This window comes from Microbacterium sp. PI-SA-G, assembly GCF_057215335.1.
Window position 1 is genome coordinate 2,510,113 of record NZ_CM170103.1, and the last position, 20,809, is coordinate 2,530,921.

Sequence of the window (20,809 nt, forward strand, 5' to 3'; positions counted from 1 at the left end):
TACCGCCGGGGTGTGAAGCGGGAACTTCACAGCGCTGTTACACACGCGAAACCTGCGGCGCTGTGTTAATCAATAGCTTCATTTCCAGTACTACTTCACCGGACCCCGCCGCCGTGGTCTTCCGTCTTCACGGCCCCGGCTCGCCGAGGCTCTTCCGGAAGGTACGAGAAATGACGACTTCACTTCCCCCGACACCCGCCCGCACTTCGACACCACCGCTGACCAAACCGCAGGACATCATCGAGGCGGCCGGTCATCCGGCCGGCTCCGGCAACATGAAGCCGCACTACGACCCTCGGCTCGCGAACGAGGACCTCGCCCCGCTGCGCAAGCAGAAGTGGTCCTGGTACAACATCTTCGCGTTCTGGATGTCGGACGTGCATTCGGTCGGCGGGTACGTCACCGCCGGCTCGCTGTTCGCCCTCGGCATCGCCGCCTGGCAGGTGCTGGTCGCGCTGGTGGTGGGCATCGTGATCGTGCAGATCTTCGCCAACCTGGTCGCCAAGCCGAGCCAGAAGACCGGCGTGCCGTACCCGGTCATCAACCGTGCGATCTTCGGCGTCAAGGGTGCCAACATCCCCGCGATCATCCGTGGCGTCATCGCGATCGCCTGGTACGGCGTCCAGACGTTCCTCGCCGCGCAGTCGCTGAACATCATCTTCCTGAAGTTCATCCCCGGGTCGGCTGCTCTGCTCGATGTCGGCTTCCTGGGGCTGTCGGCGCTGGGGTGGATCTCGTACGCGATCCTGTGGGTCGCGCAGGTCGCCCTGTTCTGGAAGGGCATGGAGGTCATCCGCCGCTTCATCGACTGGGCGGGTCCCGCCGTCTACGTCGTCATGATCGTGCTGGCGATCTACCTGGTCTCGCAGGCGGGCTGGGAGAACATCAGCTTCGACCTGTCCGACCCGAGCCAGCCGGCTGTCGGCTTCTGGGGATCCATCGGTCTCATGTTCATGGCCATCGGCGTCGTGGTGTCGTACTTCTCCGGCCCGATGCTGAACTTCGGCGACTTCGCCCGATACGGCAAGAGCTTCGCCGCCGTCCGCAAGGGCAACTTCTGGGGGCTCCCGGTCAACTTCCTCTTCTTCTCGCTGCTCGTCGTGATCACGGCATCCGCCACCGTCCCGGTGTTCGGTGAGTTGATCACCGACCCGATCCACACGGTCGAGCGCATCGACACCCCGGTCGCGATCCTCCTGGGCGGACTCACGTTCGTCACCGCGACGGTGGGCATCAACATCGTCGCAAACTTCATCGCCCCGGCATTCGACTTCTCGAACGTCGCACCGCAGAAGATCTCGTGGCGGATGGGCGGCATGATCGCCGCGGTCGGCTCCGTCTTCCTGCTGCCGTGGAACTGGTACTCCGACGCGACCGCCATCCACTACTCCCTCGGTGTGCTGGCCGCGCTCATTGGACCGCTCTTCGGCCTGCTGATCGCCGGCTACTACATCGCCGCGAAGCAGCGCATCAAGACCGACGAGATGTTCTCGATGTCAGAGAACGGCCCGTACTGGTACCGCAACGGCTACAACCCCAACGCCCTCAAGGCGCTGGCGTGGGCGGGGCTGCCGACCATCGCCATCGCGATCCTCCCCAAGATGATCGCCGACCTCGGCTTCTTCGACGTCTCGTGGCTCGGCAACTTCACCTGGTTCATCGGCTGCGGACTCGGCTTCGTCGCGTTCGTCCTCCTCGAGCGGATCGACCCGAAGGTCCCCACGTTCGAGGGCGAGACCGAGGGCATCTCCGACGGCACCGTCGACGGGGCGGCCGACACCGCCGCGTCGCAGCCTTCGGCGATCTCCGGAACCATCGAGACCGTCACGGAGGCGCGTTCGTGAGGATCACCCTCATCAACCCGAACACCTCCCGGGCGATGACCGCGAAGATCGCGGTCGCCGCCCGGGAGGTGGCCGGGCCCGGCGTCGAGATCCGGGCGATCTGCCCGGATGACGGACCCGACGCCATCGAGAGCCATGTCGACGAGGTGTTCGCCGCCCAGGCGGTGATCGATCTCATCGAGCAGGACCTGCAGGACGGCGGCAGCGACGCGTACGTGATCGCGTGCTTCGGAGATCCGGGACTGGATGCCGCGCGCGAACTCGTCGACGTTCCGGTCGTCTGCATCGCCGAGGCGGCGATGCACATCGCCGCGGTCTCCGGACGCTCGTTCGGAGTGGTCACCACCCTCAGCCGCACGCTCGGCCGGGCGCGCGACCTCGTCGCCCGGTACGGCATGACCGAGGCGTGCGTGTCGCTGGTGGGCACCGGCATCCCCGTCCTCGAACTGGAGGACACCTCATCGCAGGCGGCCGAGCGGATCGCGGCGCTGTGCATCGAGGCGGTCGCCGCCGAGGCCGACGTGATCGTGCTCGGCTGCGCCGGGATGACCGATCTCTGCCGCACGCTGAGTGACCGGGTGGGCGTGCCCGTCGTCGACGGCGTCGGAGCTGCCGTGGGCATCGCGGTCGGCATGGTGCGGATGGGCGTCGGCACCAGCAAGCGCGACGAGTATGCGGCACCACCCCGTCGCCCGGCACCTGCACGTCAGGCGGTCACGGCGTGAGCGGCGCGGACGGGTCGGTGCTGCGCATCCGTGCCGCCCGGGCGTGGATCGAGGGGCGGATGCAGCCGGCCGAGGTCACGGTCGAGCACGGCGTGATCGCGTCGATCGATGTTCCCCGCGGGGCTCCGCGCGGTGCGGTCGTGGTGGCCGACGACGCCGTGCTGCTTCCGGGCCTGGTGGACTCGCACGTGCACGTGAACGATCCGGGCCGCACCGAGTGGGAGGGGTTCCGCTCCGCGACCCTCGCAGCCGCGGCCGGAGGCATCACGACGCTCGTCGACATGCCGCTGAACTCGCTGCCGCCCACCACGACCGCCGACGCCCTCGCTGTGAAACGGGCGACGGCCGCACCCTCGGCGCACATCGACGTGGGGTTCTGGGGCGGTGCCGTGCCCGACAACCTCGACGCGCTCGCGGAGCTGCACGCCGAGGGCGTCTTCGGGTTCAAGTGTTTCCTGTCGCCGTCGGGCGTCGAGGAGTTCCCGCACCTCGACCTCGCTCAGCTCGAGGCCACGATGGTGGAGATCGCGCGGCTGGACTCCCGCCTGATCGTGCACGCCGAAGACCCGCAGCTGCTGGGTGCCGACGGGCCTCTCGGGCGCGACTACCGCTCGTTCCTCGACTCGCGGCCCGCGGCGAGCGAGGCGTCGGCGATCGACGCGGTCATCGCGGCCGCTCGCCGCACGGGCGCCCGCGCGCACATCCTGCACCTGAGCGACGCGTCGGCTCTGCCCGCGATCGCCGCAGCCAAGGCCGAGGGCATCGCGCTCACGGTCGAGACCTGCCCGCACTACCTCACGCTCACGGCCGAGGAGATCCCCGACGGCGCGAGCGCGTTCAAGTGCTGCCCGCCGATCCGCGAGGCGGCGAACCGCGACCTGCTCTGGGACGGACTCCGTGACGGCACGATCGACGCGATCGTGAGCGATCACTCGCCGAGCACCGTGGCGCTGAAGCACGCCGGCGACGGCGATTTCGGACTCGCGTGGGGCGGCATCTCGGGGCTGCAGCTCGGGCTCTCGGCGGTCTGGACCGAGGCGCGACTGCGCGGCATCGCCCTGGAGACCCTGCTGCCGCTGTTCACGACCGGGCCCGCGGCGGTTGCCGGACTCGACGGCGTCGGACGGATCGTCGAGGGGGCGCCCGCGCACCTGACCGTCTTCGGTCTGGACGACCCGTTCCCGATCCGGGCGGCTTCGCTCCTGCATCGCAACCCAGTGACGGCGTACGACGGGCGCACCCTCACCGGGCGCATCCGCCGCACGTGGCTGCACGGGCGCTCGGTGTACGACGCGACCGAGGGTGGCGCGGGCGAGGCGCCGCAGTTCCGCGCCCCGGCCGGCGGGCGGCTGCTGTCGGCTGCGGTGGCGCCGGTTCGGGCGAGTTCCGGTGCGGCGGTGGCGGCATGACCGCGCGCGTCCGTACGGCAGCGCCGTTCGCCGTGCTGCAGCCGGGGGTCGGGGGGATCACGGGCGATCACTATGTGCCCGCGACACCCGAGAACGTGTCGTGGGGGCGGCTGCCGTGCGCGACGGATCAGCCGGTACGGCGGATGCGGTCGGGCGAGACCGTCACGATCGACACGGTGAGTCACGAGGGGATGCTGCCCGACCAGGGGTCGGACCCGCCGGCGTACTTCGAGTCGTGCGGGGTTCCAGCCGACCAGATTCTGCGCGACGTGATCGACATCGCCGCGACGGTGCCGCGTGACGCCACGCACGACGGCCCGCACGTGATCACGGGACCCCTCCTGATCGAGGGCGCGCAGCCCGGGGATCTGCTGCGGATCACCGTCGTACGGCTGGAGCCTCGGGTGCCCTACGGGGTGATCTCGAACCGGCACGGCAAGGGTGCGCTGGCGGGGGAGCTTCCGCGCGACGCCGATGCGGTGAGCGTGTTCACCGCGGTCGAGCGGCGCGAGTCGGGACTCGTCGGCGTGCTCCCCGTGCGCGCCGGGGGACCGCCCGTCGTGGAGTTCCCCCTCGCGCCCTTCCTCGGCACGATGGGCGTCGCCGTCGCGGGTGACGAACGGCCGCATTCGGTGCCGCCCGGTGCGCACGGCGGCAACATCGACATCAACCTGCTCACGGAGGGGGCGGTACTCCACCTTCCCGTGCAGGTGCCGGGCGCGCTCGCGTACGTCGGCGATCCGCACTTCGCGCAGGGCGACGGCGAGGTCGCGCTCACCGCGCTCGAGGCCTCGCTGCGGGCGACGCTGCGCTTCGACGTCATCCCGCGCGCCGTCGCGCTCGCCGAATTCGGTGAGGTGACCGGTCCGCTCATCCGCACCGCCGAGTACCTGGTGCCGACGGGGCTCGACCCCGACCTGGGCGAGGCGATGCGTGCGTGCGTCCGTGCCGCGATCGCGCTGATCCGCGCGCGCTGGGGTCTCGACGAGCACCTGGCCTACGCGTATCTGTCAGCGGCGACCGACTTCGACATCTCGCAGGTCGTGGATGTCGTGTGCGGGGTGCACGCCCGCATCCGCGAAGCCGACTTCCGGGAGGTGGATCGTGACCTCGACCATGACCGATGAGACGCGGGTCGGGCGCATCCCCGCCGACCTGCTGCACGCCTTCGAATCGTACGAGAGTGCGCTGCACGCCGACGACCTCGAGGCGCTCGACGCCGCGTTCGCGCCAGGACCCGAAACGATGCGCGGCGATCCGGCCGGACTGCTGGTGGGTCACGACGCGATCAGCGCCTTCCGCGGATCCCGCGGCGGGGTGCCCGCGCGCACGATCGAACGTCTCGAGTACCGGCCGCTCGACGACAGCGGCGACACGGCGCTGCTGATCTCGGTATCGCGCTACGCCGCGGGCGGCACGGGACTGCAGACGCAGGTGTGGCAGCGGATCGACGGACGCTGGCTGATCACCGCCGCGCATGTCACCCCGCGGGCAGCGGCACTCGACCGCTCGATCTGGCGCAGCGTCGGCGATCCGCTGCGACCCGGGGCCGCGACGGGACCGCTCGCCGGACTCAGCGTGGCCGTGAAGGATCTGTTCGCGATCGCGGGAGACCGCATCGGCGCCGGGAATCCGACGTTCCTCGATGAAGCGGCGACCGAGACCACCACGGCTCCGGCCGTCGTCGACCTGCTGCGCGGAGGAGCGTCGCTGCGCGGCATCGCCCGCACCGACGAGTTCGCCTATTCCATCGCTGGCGACAACGCACACTACGGCACACCTCCCAACGGCGCCGTTCCCGGAGCCCTGCCCGGAGGCTCGTCGAGCGGGCCGGCATCCGCCGTCGCCGCGGGTCAGGCCGACGTCGCGCTCGCCACCGACACGGCGGGATCGATCCGGGTGCCTGCGTCGTACCAGGGCCTCTGGGGCCTGCGCACGACGCACGGCCTGGTCTCCCGCCAGGGTCTGCTGCCCCTGGCGCCGAGCTTCGACACCGTCGGGTGGATCACGCGCGACGGCGAGACGATGCAGCGCGTCGCCGACTGGTGCCTGCGCGACGACACGTCGACACCGGACGACGAGTTGCCGGGGCGGGTGCTCGTGCTCGACGAGCCGCGGGCGATCGCCGAGCCCGCGACCGCCGGGGCCCTGCGTGCACTGGTCGCCCGCCTCGGCGCGCTCGACGATGCGCCGCGCGTACGGCGGGCCGCAATCGGTCCGCTCGATGCGTACCACGACGCGTTCCGGGTCGTGCAGGGTGCCGAAGCGTGGCAGACGCACGGCGACTGGGTGCGCGCCCACCCCGGCGCGCTCGGGCCCGCGGTCGCCGAACGGTTCCGGTTCGCGGCATCTGTCACCCGCGACCAGGAGCACATCGCGCGGACCGCGCTGGTCGAGCTGCGCGAGCGGATGACGCGACTGGTGCGCGACGACGTGCTCCTACTCCCCACGGCGCCAGGGCCGGCGCCGATGCGCACTGTCGGACGCGATCGTCTCGATGCGGTCCGGCAGGCGACCCTGCGCATGACGACGCCCGCCGCGATCGCGGGTCTCCCCGCCCTGTCGGTGCCGCTTCTGACCGTGCCCTCCCGATCCGGTCCGCTGCCGGTCGGGGTGACCCTGGTCTCACGGCCCGCCTCGGAACGCGCGCTCGTGCGCTTCGCGCGGCGCCTCTCCCGAGCACTCGAAAACTCCACATCCTCATGAACAACGCAGTACCCCGGAAAGAAATCGCAGTACCGGAAAGACAACGCAGTACCCCTGAAAGACAGAACGGACCCGCAAATGACCGACGCACTCCTGCCCGCCCAGATCGACCCGCCCGCCCGCCTGCTGATGGGCCCGGGACCGATCGGGGCGTACCCGAGCGTGCTGCGTGCGCTGTCGGCTCCGCTGATCGGCCAGTACGACCCCTTCATGACCGCCGCGATGACCGAGACGCAGGAGCTCTACCGCGGGGTGTGGTCGACCCGCAATGACGCCACCGTGCTGATCGACGGCACCTCGCGGGCGGGCATCGAGGCGGCGATCGTGTCGCTCGTGCGTCCGGGCGACCGGGTGCTCGTGCCGATCTTCGGACGCTTCGGTCACCTGCTCGCCGAGATCGCCGAGCGCGCGCTCGCCGAGGTGCACACGATCGAGGTGCCGTGGGGTCAGGTGTTCCCGGTGTCGGTCATCGAAGAGGCGATTCAGCGGGTGCAGCCCACGCTGTTGGCGATCGTGCAGGGCGACACGTCGACGACCATGAATCAGCCGCTCGACGAGCTCGGTGCCGTGTGCGCGAAGCACGGAGTGCTGTTCTACTGTGACGCGACGGCATCCCTCGGCGGCAACCCGTTCGAGGCTGACGCCTGGGGCCTCGACGCCGCGACCGCCGGACTGCAGAAGTGCCTCGGCGGACCGTCGGGGTCGTCGCCGCTCACCCTCTCGGACCGCGCGGTCGAGGTCGTGCGCTCGCGCGCCCGGGTCGAGGCGGGTATCCGCGAGGACACCGACGTCGCGGCCGACGACTTCGTGCGATCGAACTACTTCGACCTCGGCATGATCCTCGACTACTGGGGTCCGCGCCGACTCAACCACCACACCGAGGCGACGTCGATGCTCTACGCCGCCCGCGAGTGCGCGCGCGTGCTGCTGGCCGAGGGGCGTGATGCGGTGATCGACCGGCACGTGCTCGCGGGCCGTGCGATGCTCGCCGGGGTGCAGGGCCTCGGGCTCACCGTCTTCGGTGACGTCCCGCACAAGATGAACAACGTCGTCGCGGTCGAGATCCCCGACGGCGTACCGGGTGATGTCGCGCGCCAGGCGCTGCTGACCGACTTCGGCATCGAGATCGGCACGTCGTTCGGTCCGCTGCACGGCCGCGTCTGGCGGATCGGGACAATGGGCTACAACGCCCGAAAAGACACAGTGCTGACGACGCTCGCGGCGCTCGAGGCCGTGCTGCGTCGCTTCGGGGCCCGTGTCGCTCCGGGCGGCGGGGTCGATGCGGCGCTCGACGTGTACGCGGGCGCGGCGTGATTCCGCTGCTCGACCGACTGCTGACCACCTCGGGTGCCGACCCGACCGACATCACCGCAGCCGCCCGGCGGGTGATGGCCCGATGCCTTGAGCTCGCCCGCGTCACGGCGACCGACGGTGCCATCGAGCGGGTGTATCTGTCGCCCGAGCATGCGCGTGCGAACCGGATCGTCGCCGGCTGGATGCGCGAGATCGGCATGACCACGCGACAGGATGCCGCGGGCAACCAGATCGGCCGACTCGATGTGGTCGGCCGCTCCGGGTCGCCTGCGGGTGCGCCGGCCGTGATGCTGGGCTCGCACCTCGACACCGTGCCCGACGCCGGGCGCTTCGACGGCGTGCTCGGGGTGCTTCTGGCGATCGAGACCGTGCGGCTGCTGCGGGTGCCGACGGATGCCGGGTGGGCCTCACCGTTCACGTTCGCGATCGAGGTGGTCGCGTTCGCTGACGAGGAGGGAACGCGATTCGGCACCGCGCTGCTGGGCTCATCAGCCGTGGCCGGAAGCTGGGATGACCGGTGGTGGTCGCTGACCGATGCTGCCGGCACCACGCTGCGCGAGGCGTTTCGGGACTTCGGGCTGGACCCGGGGCGCATCGGCGAGGCCGCGCGGCGGCCGGACGAGCTGGTCGGCTACCTCGAGGCACATATCGAGCAGGGACCCGAGCTGCACGAACGCGGCGAGGCGCTGTCTGTCGTGTCGTCGATCGCGAGTGCCCGGCGGTTCCAATTCACGATGTCGGGGGAGGCGCGGCATGCCGGCGGCACCCCGTACGACGCGCGGCGCGACGCACTGCTGGGGGCGAGCGAGGCGGCGCTCGCCGTGGAACGAATCTGCCGCGCCGAGCATCACATCGTCGGCACGGTCGGGCAGTTCGAGGCTTTCCCGGGAGCGGTGAACATCGTCCCGGGCGAGGTGCGGTTCAGCCTCGACCTGCGCGGTGAGTTCGACGCGGAGCGCGACCGCGTGTGGGAGGCGCTGACAGACGAGATTGACGGCATCGCCGGGCGTCGGGGGCTGCACTGGCAGTCGCGCGAGGTGCACCGGGCCGCGGCGGTGATGTGCGCCCCGCTGCTGCAGGACGTCGTGCGCGCCGGCATCCGATCCACGCTCCCGAACGGCGCCGACGACCCGGCCGTGCTCTTCAGCCGCGCCGGGCACGACAGCATGGCGATCGCACGCATCACCGGCGTCGGGATGCTGTTTCTGCGAAACCCCGACGGCATCAGCCACCACCCCGACGAGGATGTCAGCGAGGCCGACGTGTGCCTCGGCATCCGCTCGCTTTCCGAAGCGGTGCTGCACCTCGGCGCCGAATCCCGCACCACCCTCGAGAGGATCCACTGATGACGACCCCGATCACCCGCCCGCGCTCCGGGGAGCGCGCGCCGACGGTCACCCTCTGGATGATGATGGTGCTCACGTTCGTCACCGGAGTCGTCGACGCCGTCGGCTTCCTCGGCCTCGACCGCGTCTTCGTGGGCAACATGACGGGCAACATCGTGGTCCTGGGCATGGCCGTCGCCGGGGCGGACGACCTGCCGATCCTCGGGCCTGCGATCGCGCTGGGCACCTTCACCGTGGGTGCCTTCATCGGCGGCGTCTTTCTGCGCACGCGACGCAAGCAGTGGAGCGCCGCCGTCTCGACGCTGCTCGGATCGGGAGCGCTGGTGCTGGGGCTGCTCGGCGTCGCGTTCCTCGTTCCGGCCTGGGCGGATTCGACCGCACTCGAGCTGATCGCCTCGTCGGCCACGGCCGCCGCCATGGGTGTACAGGCCGCCGTCGCCCGCAGCCTCGCGGTCGCCGACGTCACCACAGTCGTCGTCACCTCGACGCTGACCTCCCTCGCCAGCGAGTCACTCGTCGACAGCGGGATCAAGGGCTTGTGGAACCGCAGGTTCGCGGCGATCGCCATCATCTTCGCGGGAGCCGTGGTCGGCGCACTGCTGCTGCGCCTCGGCATCGCTGTGCCGCTGCTGCTCGCGGCCGCGCTGACGCTCGTCGTGGTCGGGCTCGGACACCGGATGCTTCACACCCCGGCCGCCGTGCAGTCCTGAGGCGCTTTCGCATCTCGCCGTGAAGCATCGATGCGGTGGCCGTTGGCCGACGACGCGTCAGCTGCGACTCGCTCGGAGACCGCCGTCGATGAACGAGACCATCCAGGCGAAGCTGTCGTCGATGTCGGTGTTCATCTGGAACCCGTTCGCGGCTTCCAAGGTCGCGAATCCGTGCAGGAAGCTTCGCAGCATTCGGATGGCGTGGATCTCTTGAGCGGGGTCGAAGCCGTATCCGGGGAGGATCGCGGCGAACGACGCGAGCGTGCGCTCCAGGGCGACGGCGAGAGGGTCGTTCGGGCCCGTGGGGGTGGCGCCGACCGTCGCGGCGTATCGGCCGGGGTGTTCTTTCACGTAGGTGCGAACGGCGTGGGCGGCGGCTGTGAGAGCATCTCTGCCGGCTCGTCCCTGCATGGCATCGCGGAGCGCATCACCCAGTTCGGTCGCGCCGAGGATCGCGATGCGATGAGTGAGATCTCCGAGGCCGTCGACGTGCTTGTAGAGTGACGGCGCCTTCACGCCCAGCCGCTCGGCTACGGCGCTCATGCTCAGCGTGTCCGGGCTGATCTCGTCGGCGAGGTCGGCCGCGGCTTCGGTGACCGTGGCCGCGATGAGTCCCGCCCTAGGCATTGTTCGACGATCGGGTCATGGTCTCGGCGAGGAACGGCACGACCAGGGCGAGCACTGCCGCCGGAGAGTCGGCGTGCGGGTAGTGGCCTGCGCCTTCGATGACCTCGACGGTGCCGAGGCCGGCAGGAAGATCGGCGACGATGCGCATGCCCTCGGCGCGAGGGTCTGCCCAGTCCGGGTCGGCGCTGCCTTCGATGATCAGGACCGGGCTGCGGACCCCCGCCAGCATCGCACCGGCGTCGGCGGGCGTGGTCTTGGTCATCGCGTGGAGCACTGCCATCCGCTCCGGCTGACCCATCGTGGTCTCGATCCGGGCGCGCTCTGCCACCCAGTCGGCGGGCTTGGTGGGGATGGCGATGTCCAGGTATCGCATCCACCCCGTGAGGCTGCTGCTCATCATCACCCGCAGGAGTTGCGCCATACCGGCGCGAACATGTCGCTGGCGCAGCATCCCGACGATGTCGAACGACTGCTTACGAGTGAAGGGGGCGAGTTCGACGATGCCGACGATCTCGTCGGGTGCAGTGGCTGCGGCGATCGTCGCCGCGCCTCCGCTGATCGAGTGCCCGATGATCACAGCAGGGCCGCCGAGGTGGTGAACGAGCGCCACCAGGTCGGCGGCGATGTCGGCGCGCTCGTAGCTCGACCAGCTGGTGCTGGAATCTCCACAGCCGCGGATGTCGACGTTGGCGACTCGGTACCCGGCGGCGACCAGCTCGGGCACCATGAATCGGTACGAGTGCCTGCTGTCACCCATGCCGTGGGCCAGGAGCACGAGGGGCCCGGCGCCGGTGATGTCGTAGGCGATGGTTCCCTCGTCGAGGGTGAGATGTTCGAGCACGACGTCCTCCGATGGCTAATGGATGTAGCCATAAGCTATTGGGCGTAGCCACGAATGTCAAGTGCCTCTGGTTTCCTCCGCGGCTCCGGCACCGGCGTCCGGGGCGGCGCGATGAGCGAGCCGGAAGGCGACGCACCGGCCCTGCGCCTGGATCCGCTGCTGCATGAACCGGCGCGGCTGGCGATCCTCGCTGCCCTCGCGCCTGCCGACTACGTCGACTTCTCAGCACTTCTCCGCATCGTGGGGGTCAGCAAGTCAGCACTGTCGAAGCACATATCCGCCCTGACCGATGCGGGTGTCGTGGTCGTGTGGAACATCCCCACCGACAAGCGAGCGCGTCGGATCGCCCTCACCGATGCTGGACGAAAGTCATTCGACGCCTACCTGCAGCGCCTCGAAGAGATCGTCCGATCGGCGCGCGGCTGAAGTGGCCCGAAGCCCAGACGCCGAGTCTGACATGCTGGAGTCATGGAACCGGAGTCACCCGAATCAGATTCCAACGCCGACGCGAGACTCACCCGAGCCCGGGACACCGTCACTTCGTCGGCGATGCAGATCATCAACGCCCTGGGCAGCATCCTCACGCTCGCCGGAACGACGGCCCACCCGAATCAGCCGCTCTGGCGTCGCCTCGACGTCTTCGCGCGCGCCGACCTCAAAGGCGTCCTCGGCAACGACGTCCAGGCCGACATCGTGCACCACCTCCGCCCGCTCGTCTCACTGCAGAATCGGGTAGCCAGCGCGCAGTGGCAGATCTCGACGACCCACGAGGCGGCAGAGCAGGAGACCGTCACCGGGCGCGGCAGCGGCAGCACGACGACGACCACGATCGCCGCGATTGAACTTCTCGCCGACGTCTTCACCACCGTCGCCGAAGCGATCGGCTCCCTCGACACACGCCTGACGGCGCAGACCGTCTTCAGCGCGCCGATCCCGATCTCGCTCCCCGCCTATCTCCGCGAGATTCAGACGGCGACCGCCCAGATCTCGACGGGCCCGGACGCCGTCTGGACCTGGGAATCGCGCCCCGACCCGATGGACTGACGATGAGATCACTGCGATACGCCATCAACGTCACGCTCGACGGCTGCTGCCACCATGAGGCGGGTCTTCCTCCCGACGAGGAGTCGATGAGCTGGTGGACCGCAGACGTGGCGGGGGCTGACGCACTGATCTTCGGCCGCACGACGTTCGAGATGATGCAGTCGGCGTGGCGAAAGCCGGCCGCGGGCGTGTGGCCGGAATGGATGCGCGAGTGGGAGACACCGTTCGCCGAGACCATGGATCGGGCGAAGAAGTACGTCGTGTCGAGCACCCTCGCCGACGTCGACTGGAATGCCGAGCTCCTGACGGGGGAGCTGGGGTCCGCGATCCAACGGCTCAAAGCGCAGCCGGGCGACCGGCTCTCGGTGAGCGGGGTGACGCTCCCGTTGGCGTTGGCCGACCGGGGGCTGATCGACGAGTACGTCTTCCTCGTGCATCCGGTCCTGGCCGGCCACGGGCCGTCGTTGCTCGCCGGCCTGCGCGAACGCATCCAGCTCGAGCTCGTCGATCGCAAGGAGTTCCGGTCGGGCCTGGTGGCGCAGCGATTCCGGCCGGTGCCCGCGAGCGCCTGACGAGAGTTCGCCCCTCGGCGGTAGATGCTCGGTCACATCCGTTCATGCGGACGTAAGCTCCTCGGTCGATGATGGGGCGATGCGACGATGGATGCGTGCTTCCGCGGTTGCGCTGATCGTGCTGGCTTCCTTGTCGGCGACCGGGTGTGGGATGGCCTGCCATCAAGCGGGCTACGTGAACACTCTCGACATCCGCGTCACCGAATCACCCGAGCGGCAGGTGGCGTCGGTCGAGGTTTGTTTCGATGGCGAATGCGTCACCGGCGACCCTGTGGAGCCGGATGCCGCAGCACTGCACTCATCGCAGTGGGTCTTCGAGCTCTTCGTGGCGGCGCCGACGAGTGTCAGGGTGAGGATGCTCGATTCATCCGCTGCGGAACTTGTGACCGAGGACGTCGACCTCGTCTGGGTTCCGACCTGGACGCCGAACGGGCCGGGATGCGAGAACCGCTCGACGACCGACCCGCTGTTCATCGAACTGCCATAGGTGCGATGGGGGTCTCGGCGACGTCGCTAGGCTGACCGGGTGACCACGATGCGCGCGATCGCCGAGAAGGCCCGCCGCGCGAGCGCCCGGGCGGCGCGCGAGGCGACGCGGCGCTCCGCACTCCCGTTCTGGATCGCCGGGGCGACAGCCGCCGGCATCCTCATCGTCTTCCTCGTCGCCGGTGGGCTCGCAGCGGCGGAACGCGTGCCGACCGCGGTCGATGCGGGCAGTGAGGTGCGCACCTCGCTGTACTCGGTGACGGTCATCGACGCCGAACTGACCGACGAGGTCGCCGAGGAGTTCCTCGAGGCGGATCCCGGCGAGACCCTGCTGGTCATGACCGTCGAGATCGAGAACCTGTCCGACCGCCCGATCGGAGTCGGCACCGCGGCGAACCGGGTCGAGTCGAAGCTCGTCAACTCCAGGACCCCGCTGCTGGAGGTGCCCGAGGTCACCGACTCGTTCTCGACGCGCGCCTGGCGAACCGACGCCTCGGCGGGCGGGGTCGTCCTGCAGCCCGGAGTGCCCAGCGAGCTGCACATCGCCTGGTCGGTGCCGGATGACGCCTTTCCTGACGGCATCGCCGAGTTGAACGTGTTCGACGCGAACGCCCAGGGCGGGCAGATCATCCTGTCGTCGTCCGTCATCTCGTGGCAGCGGAGTGACCAGGTCGCCCGCGTCACCGTCGATCTCGGCGAGGGCTCATGAGACGCGTCCTGCCCTGGGTGCTCGGAGCCGCACTGGTACTGGCCGCCGGCGTCGTCACCACGACGATACCGAGCGAGGACTCACTGCTCGAGCCGATCGTCGTCCGCGGTGATGCGGGCGAGACGGTCACCTCGCGATCACTGGCCGTGACGGTGACCGATGCCGTGTTCGCCGAGCGCCTCGAGGTGGCCTCGGCCGACTGGAGCGCCGACGGCAACTGGCTGCTGGTGACGCTCGACGCGTCGGCCGCGCAGACCGAGAAGGATGCCGTGATCGGCCTCGCCACGCTCACGATCGACGTCCGCGTGTTCCAGGCGAGCGAGCGGCCGCCGACGTCGCTGCTGCAGACTCGCCTCCACGTCGGCACCGACGTCACCGGCACCCTCGCTTTCGAGCTGCCCGCCGAGCTGCGGTCGGGTGTCGCCGAGCTGCAGATCACTCCGGCCGCGTTGACGCCGCAGCTCGACGACGTGATCTCGGTGCCGCTCGACCTCGATCAGCTCGAGAGCACGGCACGGTTCGCGCTCGAGGCGCCGGGGTGGGCGCTATGAGCTGGTGGCGGAGGCAGCGCCTGCCGCTCATCGCACTCGCTGCGGCCGCGCTCGCGGTGGTCGGGGTGCACGTGTGGCTCGACGTGCTCCCTGCATCGACCCGAAGCTCGCAGACGATCACGGTCGCGGACCCGGAGGCCGACATCGCGGGCCAGACGATCAGGCTCGATTCGGCGATGTGGTCGGAGTTCGATGCGCCGGACGGCTCGCGCACCATCAGCATCCGCGTCGACGCCCGCACCGGGACGGATGCCACGACCTGCGGCACGTTCTCGCTGACCGAGGTCGACGGCGGACGCACCTGGGAGAACGCGCGAACCCTGCTCGACGTGCCGACGGATGCCGGCGAGCGCGCCTGCCTGGAGGAGTCAGGCCCCTACGGGATCCTCGCGGTCTTTCTGCTGCCCGCCGATGCCGAGGGGCCGTTCTGGTTCGACATCCCCGGCGACGACGGCGAGATCGCCCGCTTCTCCGTCGAGCCCTGAGCCCGACCCCGACCCCGATCCCGAGCCGGGTTTCAGATCGAGCGTCGCCTCGGCGGTGCGCGCCTCGAGGCCTGCGCTCGGCCGGCCGACGACCGCGTCGTAGGCGGTGGCCACGATCGCCACGCGCAGCGGCTCGGCGATCACGGCCACGGCGACCGAGATCAGTGGCAGGAACGCCGCCCAGAACGTGGTCTCATGCCCGCCGATGACCTGGAGCAGACCGCGGGAGCCCGCACGTTCGGCCCAGGCCCAGAGCGCATACGCCAGAGCCGTGGCGCCGAAGAGGACCGGGCCTCCCCGCCACACCAGCGCGACCGCCGCCCAGAGGCTCTCGAAGCGCAGCAGCACCGAGCGAGCGAGCGTCGACGCGGTGCCGCGCAGGGCCGATTCCGCACCGCGAAGAGGTTTCGGTGTCGCGTCGAACGTCGTGCCGTAGACCACTCCGGCCACGGTGAGCCATGCCGCCGGGACGAGCACCACGGCGGCGACGAGGCCGACCACCCACAGCAGCCCCTCCCAGATGACGGCGACCGGAAGGACGTTCGCGGCGAACCAGTCGCCGAGATCGTCGAGCCACACGATTCCCGCGCGGCCCGACAGCCAGCCCCTCGCGTCGGCCCACCACTGAGCCACGAGAGTGAACAGCATGAAGGTCCAGAGCACTTCGGCGTACGCGGCGAGCGCCAGCGTCCAGGACGGCAGTCGCTCGCGCAGACGCGTCAACAGCATGCGGGCGGCGAGGGCGATCACGAGCACGGTGACGGGAAGGATGCCGACCGAGACGATTCCGCCGCGATCACCGAGCAGGTCGTAGTCGAAGCCGGCTTCGCGGAGCGCGATGTCGCTCGCGATCCGGAAGAACTCGATCTGATCGGCCTCGAGCATCCCCCACGCCGCGTAGAAGGCGAAGAACGGCAGGATGGCGGCGAGCACCGCCGCGCCGAAGGCGCGGGGCCCGATCGGAGCCTCCGGGGCACTGTGCGGCAGCGACGGGCGCACGGCCAGGTACATCGCGACGTACGACACCAGCCGGACGGCCACCGCGAGAGGCAGCAGAAGGAGCCCGCCGAGCGTGGTCTGTCCTCCGACGAACCCCGCGAGCTGCACCAGCAGCTGGTGCGCCGCCTCACCGCCGAGGTACCACGCCGCGAGAGCGGGCCAGTGCCGCGCGAGGATGCGCCCGAACGTGCGCAGAGCCGGTGCCATGTGCTCCACCGTAGCGGGCGTGCGATCGGACGCACCCGCGCACGCAGAAGGGGCCGACACCCCGGATGTCGGAACGGTTCCTGAGAACCGTCCGAGATCTGGTGTGTCGACCCCTGAAGCGGAGCGGACGCTCGGATCAGACCGTGCGGCGCAGCGCCTCGCCGAGCGTGGCATCCACGTTCGTCCAGTACTGGAAGAAGCGCTCGCGGATCTCGTCGATCGTGATGGAGCGGCCCTGACCCGTGAGGGTCTCGAGGAACCGGGCGCGCTGCTCGTCGTCGAAGACGACGCGGTAGAGCGTGCCCGCCTGACCGAAGTCGTCGTCATCGAGGTGCAGGGTCGCGGCGGCGCGCATGAGCTCGCCGTCGGTCTCCCAGCTGGCCTCGACGCCGGCGGCCGGGTCGGCCTCGGGTCCGCCTGCGGCGCCGAACGAGTTCGGCGTGTAGGTGCGGTGCTCCGCCGGGTTGTACTTGTACTGCATCTGACCCTCGTGCATGTAGTTGCGGGTCTCGGTCGCGTGCGGCTGGTTGACCGGCAGCTGGTTGTAGTTCGCGCCGATGCGGTAGCGCTGCGCGTCGGAGTACGCGAAGACGCGGGCCATCAGCATCTTGTCGGGCGAGATGCCCGTGCCGGGGACCTGGTTGACGGGCGAGAACGCCGCCTGCTCGATCTCGGCGAAGAAGTTCTGCGGGTTGCGGTTCAGCGTGAACGTGCCGACCTTGATACGCGGGTAGTCCTTCTTCGACCACGTCTTGGTGAGGTCGAACGGGTTGAAGCGGTAGTCCTTGGCCTCCTCGTAGGGCATGACCTGCACGTACACGTCCCACGAGGGGTGCTCGCCACGGTTGATCGCGTCGTAGAGGTCGCGACGGTAGTAGTCGGCATCCGATCCGGCCAGCTTCTCGGCCTCATCGGCGCCCATCGCCTCGACGCCCAGGTGGGAGAGGAAGTGGTACTGCACCCAGAAGCGCTCGCCGGCGGCGTTGATCCACTGGTAGGTGTGCGAGCCGTAGCCGTTCATGTGGCGCCAGCTGCGCGGCAGGCCGCGGTCGCCCATGAGGTACGTGACCTGGTGGGCGGTCTCGGGCGAGAGGGTCCAGAAGTCCCACTGCATGTCGGAGTCACGCAGACCCGAGTCGCCCAGACGCTTCTGCGAGTGGATGAAGTCCGGGAACTTCATCGCGTCGCGCAGGAAGAAGGTGGGGGTGTTGTTGCCCACGATGTCGAGGTTGCCCTCGGTCGTGTAGAAGCGCAGCGAGAAGCCGCGCACGTCGCGCCAGGTGTCGGGCGAGCCCTGCTCACCGGCGACGGACGAGAAGCGGATGAGCGTCTCGCTGGTCGCGCCCGGCTGGAACGCCGCGGCCCGGGTGTACATCGAGACGTCTTCGGTCACGACGAACTCGCCGAACGCGCCGCCGCCCTTGGCGTGCGGGTTGCGCTCCGGCACACGCTCGCGGTTGAAGGAGGCGAGCTTCTCGACCAGGTAGCGGTCGTGCAGGACCGTGGGGCCGTCGGCTCCGACGGTGAGCGAGTGCGCGTCGCTCGCGACCGGGGTGCCGGTCTGTGTGGTGGTGGGAGGTTTCGTCATGGTGTTTCTCCTTCTGCGCGCAGGCGCGACGAGGAACCCGTCTCGGGCGTGAGGCGGGCGCGCGCGTCGCTCACTGAGCGGCGTTCTGGCAACTGGGGCACAGGCCCCAGAAGGTGACTTCGGCTGTCTGGACGGTGAATCCGCCCGTTTCGGACGGGATGAGGCAGGGTGCTTCGCCGGTGACGCAGTCCACATCACCGACCGCACCGCACGCGGTGCAGACGATGTGGTGGTGGTTGTCGCCGGTGCGACGCTCGTAGAGCGCCGCGGACCCTGCCGGTTCGATCCGGCGGATGAGCCCCGCCGTCGTCAGATCCGTGAGGATGTTGTGCACCGACTGGATCGACGTGGTCGGCAGCACGCCCGACACGGTGCGGAAGATCCGCTCCGCATCCGTATGAGCCATGGAATGCAGCGCCTCGAGCACGGCGACGCGACCGGCGGTGGCCCGCAGGCCCGCTTCGCGAATCGTCGTGTCGAGGTCCGTATCCATGTCTCCGACCCTACACCCTGTTTTGAATGATTCAAAACAGGAATGCCGGCATGTCGGTGTGTGATCGGATTCACCCCCCGAATCGTCGGCTCGCCCGCGAGCCAGCCCCGATCACCCGCGCGTGATCGTGAATCCCTCCCCGCGAACGCGCACTCTGCCACCCTGCACGGCCTGCCCGCGTTGCGATCCGTCGAACGTGTACGAGCGTCCGGAGCCGGGAGCGAGCGCGGTGACGCGCTCGTCCTTGTGCGCACTGTTGGCGTACAGCACCGCCGCGCCCGTCGTGGTCGCGTATACGGCCGTGGCCACGCGCGGCTGGATCACGAGCGCGTCGAGGCGTACGTCACCGCGGCTCGTGCAGCGCACTGTGACAGGTCCGTCAGGCAGATCGCCGCCCAGCAGCTGGGGCACCAGCATCCCGTCGGCCTCGGTGAGACCGCGGTCGCCCGCCCCGCCCGCCGGCGTCGTGGTGCTCCACAGCTTGCGTCGCCCGCGGAACACCTCCCACACGGCATCGCCGGCATCCGGCGCCTGACGCCAGATCAGACCGTGCAGGATGCCGCCGGCCTCGGTCACGTCGAACTCGACCCACTCGTCCGCGGCCAGCCGCACGAAGGATCCGCCGGACAGATTGCCCTCGCCGATCCAGGCGCCGCTGTCCGGGGTCTCGACAACGGCGCCGGGCGAGAGCCGCGCGGCTTCCGCGTCGAGCACCCGCAGCCCCGAGAACGACGTCAGGCCCATGATCGACGTCGCGACCTCGGCCACGTCGCGGTTAGCATCGAGCAGCAGCATCGTGAGCAGTCCGTGGATCGTCGACTCCGCACCCGAGTTGCGGTTCACACGGCCGTCGGTCTCGACCCCGTCGAACGTCACCCCGGTCGCCGGGTCGTACACCGGCACGCCCGCGGTGTTCGCGCCGAAGAACCAACCCGCCGCGAGGCCGGCCAGCACGCGCAGACCTTCGCCGCCTACGGCCGCCGCCTGCAGCGCCCCGGCCACGCGTCCGTGCGCGCCGTAGGCGATCTGCGCCTCGGCGGGCAGCGGAGCCCACGCGTTGTGCGGGCCTCCCGATGCGAGCACCTGCGGGGTGAAGCGTCCGGCATCAGCCAGTGCCGCCGCTGTCCAGTCCTGCCGCCGCAGCAGTGCGCCCGCGCGGGCGAGTGCCTCGGGGGCGGCCGCACCCCACGCGTGCCAGAAACCGAGCGACCCGGTCCAGGGCAACACCGCTCCGAACGGCCAGCCCGCGGCCGGATCCGTTGCCATCGCGGCGACGCCTTCACCGTAGGTCTGCAGCGCCTGGCGGCTGCGCGCATCGCCCGCTTCGGCCGATGCCGCAAGGCCGAGCATGGCCTCGGCCGTGGCATCCGCCCCTCCGGCGATGAGCCAGGCGGGGAGTCGGCGTCCGTCGCTCTGCACCCATTGCCCGGCGCGCGACAGCGACTCGCGCCCGAGCGCGTCGAGGCACAGGTGCAGTCGTGCGAGCAGGAATGCCGCGAACTCGGGGTCGTCGTGGCGGAACCGTGCGTAGCCCTCGCCGAACGCCCACACGGTGCGCGCCAGCCAGTACGACTCCGCCGAGTCCGAGGGGTCGGGAAGCTCGACCGGGATCGCGCTGGGCGTGAGCGTGCCGTCCTCCTGCTGCCAGAGCACCACGCGGCCGGCGTTTGGCCCGCTGGCGGTCTGCAGGTAGGCGAGAGAGCGCAGCACGTCGCGCGCGTCGTCGCGGCTCTGCGTGTCGCCCGACGCATTCCAGTCGCGCAGGAACACGACGGCTGCCCGGGCGATGTCGTCGGCGTTGTAGGCGCCCTGCGTCCAGTACCCGGTCACCGCGTCGCGCGTGCCGCCGCCGACCGGACGGTAACCGCCCGCGCCGTCGGTGTCGGCGTAGGTCCAGGGCGCGCGCACTGTCGGGGTCGTGTCGATGTCGTAGGTCGTGTGGGTGCTGCTCGCGGCGACCGGCACCTCGGCCAGCAGGAAGCGCAGGTGCGCGAGGTTGGTCAGTCGCGGGCGGCGCACGGCGCCGGAGCGCAGCGCGGCGGCCGTGCCGGGGGTGCGGTTCGTCGCGCCGACGGCGGCGTCGACGGGGATCAGGGCGAGGGCGGATGCCGTGGCCGCGAGGGTCAGGAAGGTCCGGCGTGAGGTCTCCATGG

The 20,809-nt window shown here is 70.0% G+C and carries 21 protein-coding genes; 15 read left to right on the forward strand and 6 right to left on the reverse strand.

The window, feature by feature from the left end; all coding sequences use genetic code 11:
- The first annotated feature begins 170 nt into the window (after positions 1-170).
- From AC2D10_RS12310 to AC2D10_RS12345, 8 genes are all read left to right on the forward strand, one after another.
- Positions 171-1,844, forward strand: coding sequence for an NCS1 family nucleobase:cation symporter-1 (locus AC2D10_RS12310; RefSeq protein ID WP_484708054.1), 1,674 nt, complete (start codon positions 171-173; stop codon positions 1,842-1,844).
- Entirely contained in the window at positions 1,841-2,569 is a 729-nt protein-coding gene (locus tag AC2D10_RS12315; protein ID WP_484708055.1) for an aspartate/glutamate racemase family protein, read from the forward strand. Before AC2D10_RS12310 ends, AC2D10_RS12315 begins: the two co-directional genes overlap by 4 nt.
- Complete coding sequence (gene allB / locus AC2D10_RS12320) at positions 2,566-3,978, forward strand: allantoinase AllB (protein WP_484708056.1); 1,413 nt, start codon at positions 2,566-2,568, stop codon at positions 3,976-3,978. Before AC2D10_RS12315 ends, allB begins: the two co-directional genes overlap by 4 nt.
- A complete protein-coding gene (locus tag AC2D10_RS12325) occupies positions 3,975-5,105 on the forward strand; it encodes an acetamidase/formamidase family protein (protein WP_484708057.1) in 1,131 nt (376 codons plus the stop codon). Before allB ends, AC2D10_RS12325 begins: the two co-directional genes overlap by 4 nt.
- Entirely contained in the window at positions 5,083-6,684 is a 1,602-nt protein-coding gene (locus AC2D10_RS12330; RefSeq protein ID WP_484708058.1) for an AtzH-like domain-containing protein, read from the forward strand. The genes AC2D10_RS12325 and AC2D10_RS12330 overlap by 23 nt, the downstream gene beginning before the upstream one ends.
- 78 nt (positions 6,685-6,762) lie before the next feature.
- On the forward strand, positions 6,763-7,998 hold the full coding sequence (locus AC2D10_RS12335; RefSeq protein WP_484708059.1) for a pyridoxal-phosphate-dependent aminotransferase family protein: 1,236 nt from the start codon (positions 6,763-6,765) through the stop codon (positions 7,996-7,998).
- Positions 7,995-9,344, forward strand: coding sequence for an allantoate amidohydrolase (locus AC2D10_RS12340; RefSeq protein WP_484708060.1), 1,350 nt, complete (start codon positions 7,995-7,997; stop codon positions 9,342-9,344). The genes AC2D10_RS12335 and AC2D10_RS12340 overlap by 4 nt, the downstream gene beginning before the upstream one ends.
- Entirely contained in the window at positions 9,344-10,054 is a 711-nt protein-coding gene (locus AC2D10_RS12345) for a YoaK family protein (protein ID WP_484708062.1), read from the forward strand. The genes AC2D10_RS12340 and AC2D10_RS12345 overlap by 1 nt, the downstream gene beginning before the upstream one ends.
- A gap of 57 nt (positions 10,055-10,111) precedes the next feature.
- Here AC2D10_RS12345 and AC2D10_RS12350 read toward each other — a convergent pair whose 3' ends face one another.
- Both AC2D10_RS12350 and AC2D10_RS12355 read right to left on the reverse strand, forming a co-directional pair.
- Positions 10,112-10,681: a TetR/AcrR family transcriptional regulator gene (locus tag AC2D10_RS12350; RefSeq protein WP_484708063.1), complete on the reverse strand. Its 570-nt coding sequence runs from the start codon at positions 10,679-10,681 to the stop codon at positions 10,112-10,114.
- A complete protein-coding gene (locus AC2D10_RS12355; protein WP_484708066.1) occupies positions 10,674-11,522 on the reverse strand; it encodes an alpha/beta fold hydrolase in 849 nt (282 codons plus the stop codon). Before AC2D10_RS12355 ends, AC2D10_RS12350 begins: the two co-directional genes overlap by 8 nt.
- A 111-nt stretch (positions 11,523-11,633) precedes the next feature.
- Here AC2D10_RS12355 and AC2D10_RS12360 point away from each other — a divergent pair, with 111 nt between their 5' ends.
- The 7 genes from AC2D10_RS12360 to AC2D10_RS12390 all read left to right on the forward strand — a co-directional run bounded on the left by AC2D10_RS12360 (position 11,634) and on the right by AC2D10_RS12390 (position 15,369).
- On the forward strand, positions 11,634-11,948 hold the full coding sequence (locus AC2D10_RS12360) for a transcriptional regulator (RefSeq protein ID WP_484708068.1): 315 nt from the start codon (positions 11,634-11,636) through the stop codon (positions 11,946-11,948).
- A 123-nt stretch (positions 11,949-12,071) separates the two neighbouring features.
- Positions 12,072-12,566 (forward strand): hypothetical protein, encoded by a 495-nt coding sequence (locus AC2D10_RS12365; protein WP_484708071.1) that lies wholly within the window; start codon positions 12,072-12,074, stop codon positions 12,564-12,566.
- A gap of 2 nt (positions 12,567-12,568) precedes the next feature.
- The gene (locus tag AC2D10_RS12370; RefSeq protein ID WP_484708073.1) at positions 12,569-13,138 is read left to right on the forward strand and encodes a dihydrofolate reductase family protein; all 570 of its coding nucleotides are present in this window, start codon (positions 12,569-12,571) and stop codon (positions 13,136-13,138) included.
- A 91-nt stretch (positions 13,139-13,229) separates the two neighbouring features.
- Positions 13,230-13,625 (forward strand): hypothetical protein, encoded by a 396-nt coding sequence (locus AC2D10_RS12375; protein WP_484708075.1) that lies wholly within the window; start codon positions 13,230-13,232, stop codon positions 13,623-13,625.
- Between the two features lie 39 nt (positions 13,626-13,664).
- On the forward strand, positions 13,665-14,333 hold the full coding sequence (locus AC2D10_RS12380) for a hypothetical protein (protein ID WP_484708076.1): 669 nt from the start codon (positions 13,665-13,667) through the stop codon (positions 14,331-14,333).
- On the forward strand, positions 14,330-14,884 hold the full coding sequence (locus AC2D10_RS12385) for a hypothetical protein (RefSeq protein WP_484708077.1): 555 nt from the start codon (positions 14,330-14,332) through the stop codon (positions 14,882-14,884). Before AC2D10_RS12380 ends, AC2D10_RS12385 begins: the two co-directional genes overlap by 4 nt.
- The gene (locus AC2D10_RS12390) at positions 14,881-15,369 is read left to right on the forward strand and encodes a hypothetical protein (protein ID WP_484708078.1); all 489 of its coding nucleotides are present in this window, start codon (positions 14,881-14,883) and stop codon (positions 15,367-15,369) included. The genes AC2D10_RS12385 and AC2D10_RS12390 overlap by 4 nt, the downstream gene beginning before the upstream one ends.
- On the opposite strand, the gene AC2D10_RS12395 is transcribed toward AC2D10_RS12390, so the two are convergent.
- From AC2D10_RS12395 to AC2D10_RS12410, 4 genes are all read right to left on the reverse strand, one after another.
- Positions 15,253-16,575, reverse strand: coding sequence for a hypothetical protein (locus AC2D10_RS12395; protein WP_484708081.1), 1,323 nt, complete (start codon positions 16,573-16,575; stop codon positions 15,253-15,255). The two genes, AC2D10_RS12390 and AC2D10_RS12395, sit on opposite strands and share 117 nt — an antisense overlap.
- Before the next feature lie 136 nt (positions 16,576-16,711).
- Positions 16,712-18,163 carry a catalase gene (locus tag AC2D10_RS12400; RefSeq protein ID WP_484708082.1) on the reverse strand — a complete coding sequence of 484 codons (1,452 nt, stop codon included), beginning with the start codon at positions 18,161-18,163 and terminating at the stop codon, positions 16,712-16,714.
- A 70-nt stretch (positions 18,164-18,233) separates the two neighbouring features.
- Positions 18,234-18,656 carry a Fur family transcriptional regulator gene (locus AC2D10_RS12405; protein WP_484708084.1) on the reverse strand — a complete coding sequence of 141 codons (423 nt, stop codon included), beginning with the start codon at positions 18,654-18,656 and terminating at the stop codon, positions 18,234-18,236.
- 111 nt (positions 18,657-18,767) lie between these two features.
- A complete protein-coding gene (locus tag AC2D10_RS12410; RefSeq protein ID WP_484708085.1) occupies positions 18,768-20,807 on the reverse strand; it encodes a hypothetical protein in 2,040 nt (679 codons plus the stop codon).
- Positions 20,808-20,809 lie beyond the last annotated feature (2 nt).

What these genes read in the sequence shown, in the direction of transcription:
- AC2D10_RS12310 (WP_484708054.1), top strand. Translation starts at nt 171, where the DNA reads ATGACGACTTCACTTCCCCCGACACCCGCCCGCACTTCGACACCACCG.
- AC2D10_RS12325 (WP_484708057.1), top strand. Translation starts at nt 3,975, where the DNA reads ATGACCGCGCGCGTCCGTACGGCAGCGCCGTTCGCCGTGCTGCAGCCG.
- AC2D10_RS12335 (WP_484708059.1), top strand. Translation starts at nt 6,763, where the DNA reads ATGACCGACGCACTCCTGCCCGCCCAGATCGACCCGCCCGCCCGCCTG.
- AC2D10_RS12345 (WP_484708062.1), top strand. Translation starts at nt 9,344, where the DNA reads ATGACGACCCCGATCACCCGCCCGCGCTCCGGGGAGCGCGCGCCGACG.
- AC2D10_RS12350 (WP_484708063.1), bottom strand. Translation starts at nt 10,681, where the DNA reads ATGCCTAGGGCGGGACTCATCGCGGCCACGGTCACCGAAGCCGCGGCC.
- AC2D10_RS12360 (WP_484708068.1), top strand. Translation starts at nt 11,634, where the DNA reads ATGAGCGAGCCGGAAGGCGACGCACCGGCCCTGCGCCTGGATCCGCTG.
- AC2D10_RS12365 (WP_484708071.1), top strand. Translation starts at nt 12,072, where the DNA reads ATGCAGATCATCAACGCCCTGGGCAGCATCCTCACGCTCGCCGGAACG.
- AC2D10_RS12370 (WP_484708073.1), top strand. Translation starts at nt 12,569, where the DNA reads ATGAGATCACTGCGATACGCCATCAACGTCACGCTCGACGGCTGCTGC.
- AC2D10_RS12375 (WP_484708075.1), top strand. Translation starts at nt 13,230, where the DNA reads ATGCGTGCTTCCGCGGTTGCGCTGATCGTGCTGGCTTCCTTGTCGGCG.
- AC2D10_RS12385 (WP_484708077.1), top strand. Translation starts at nt 14,330, where the DNA reads ATGAGACGCGTCCTGCCCTGGGTGCTCGGAGCCGCACTGGTACTGGCC.
- AC2D10_RS12390 (WP_484708078.1), top strand. Translation starts at nt 14,881, where the DNA reads ATGAGCTGGTGGCGGAGGCAGCGCCTGCCGCTCATCGCACTCGCTGCG.
- AC2D10_RS12395 (WP_484708081.1), bottom strand. Translation starts at nt 16,575, where the DNA reads ATGGCACCGGCTCTGCGCACGTTCGGGCGCATCCTCGCGCGGCACTGG.
- AC2D10_RS12400 (WP_484708082.1), bottom strand. Translation starts at nt 18,163, where the DNA reads ATGACGAAACCTCCCACCACCACACAGACCGGCACCCCGGTCGCGAGC.
- AC2D10_RS12405 (WP_484708084.1), bottom strand. Translation starts at nt 18,656, where the DNA reads ATGGATACGGACCTCGACACGACGATTCGCGAAGCGGGCCTGCGGGCC.
- AC2D10_RS12410 (WP_484708085.1), bottom strand. Translation starts at nt 20,807, where the DNA reads ATGGAGACCTCACGCCGGACCTTCCTGACCCTCGCGGCCACGGCATCC.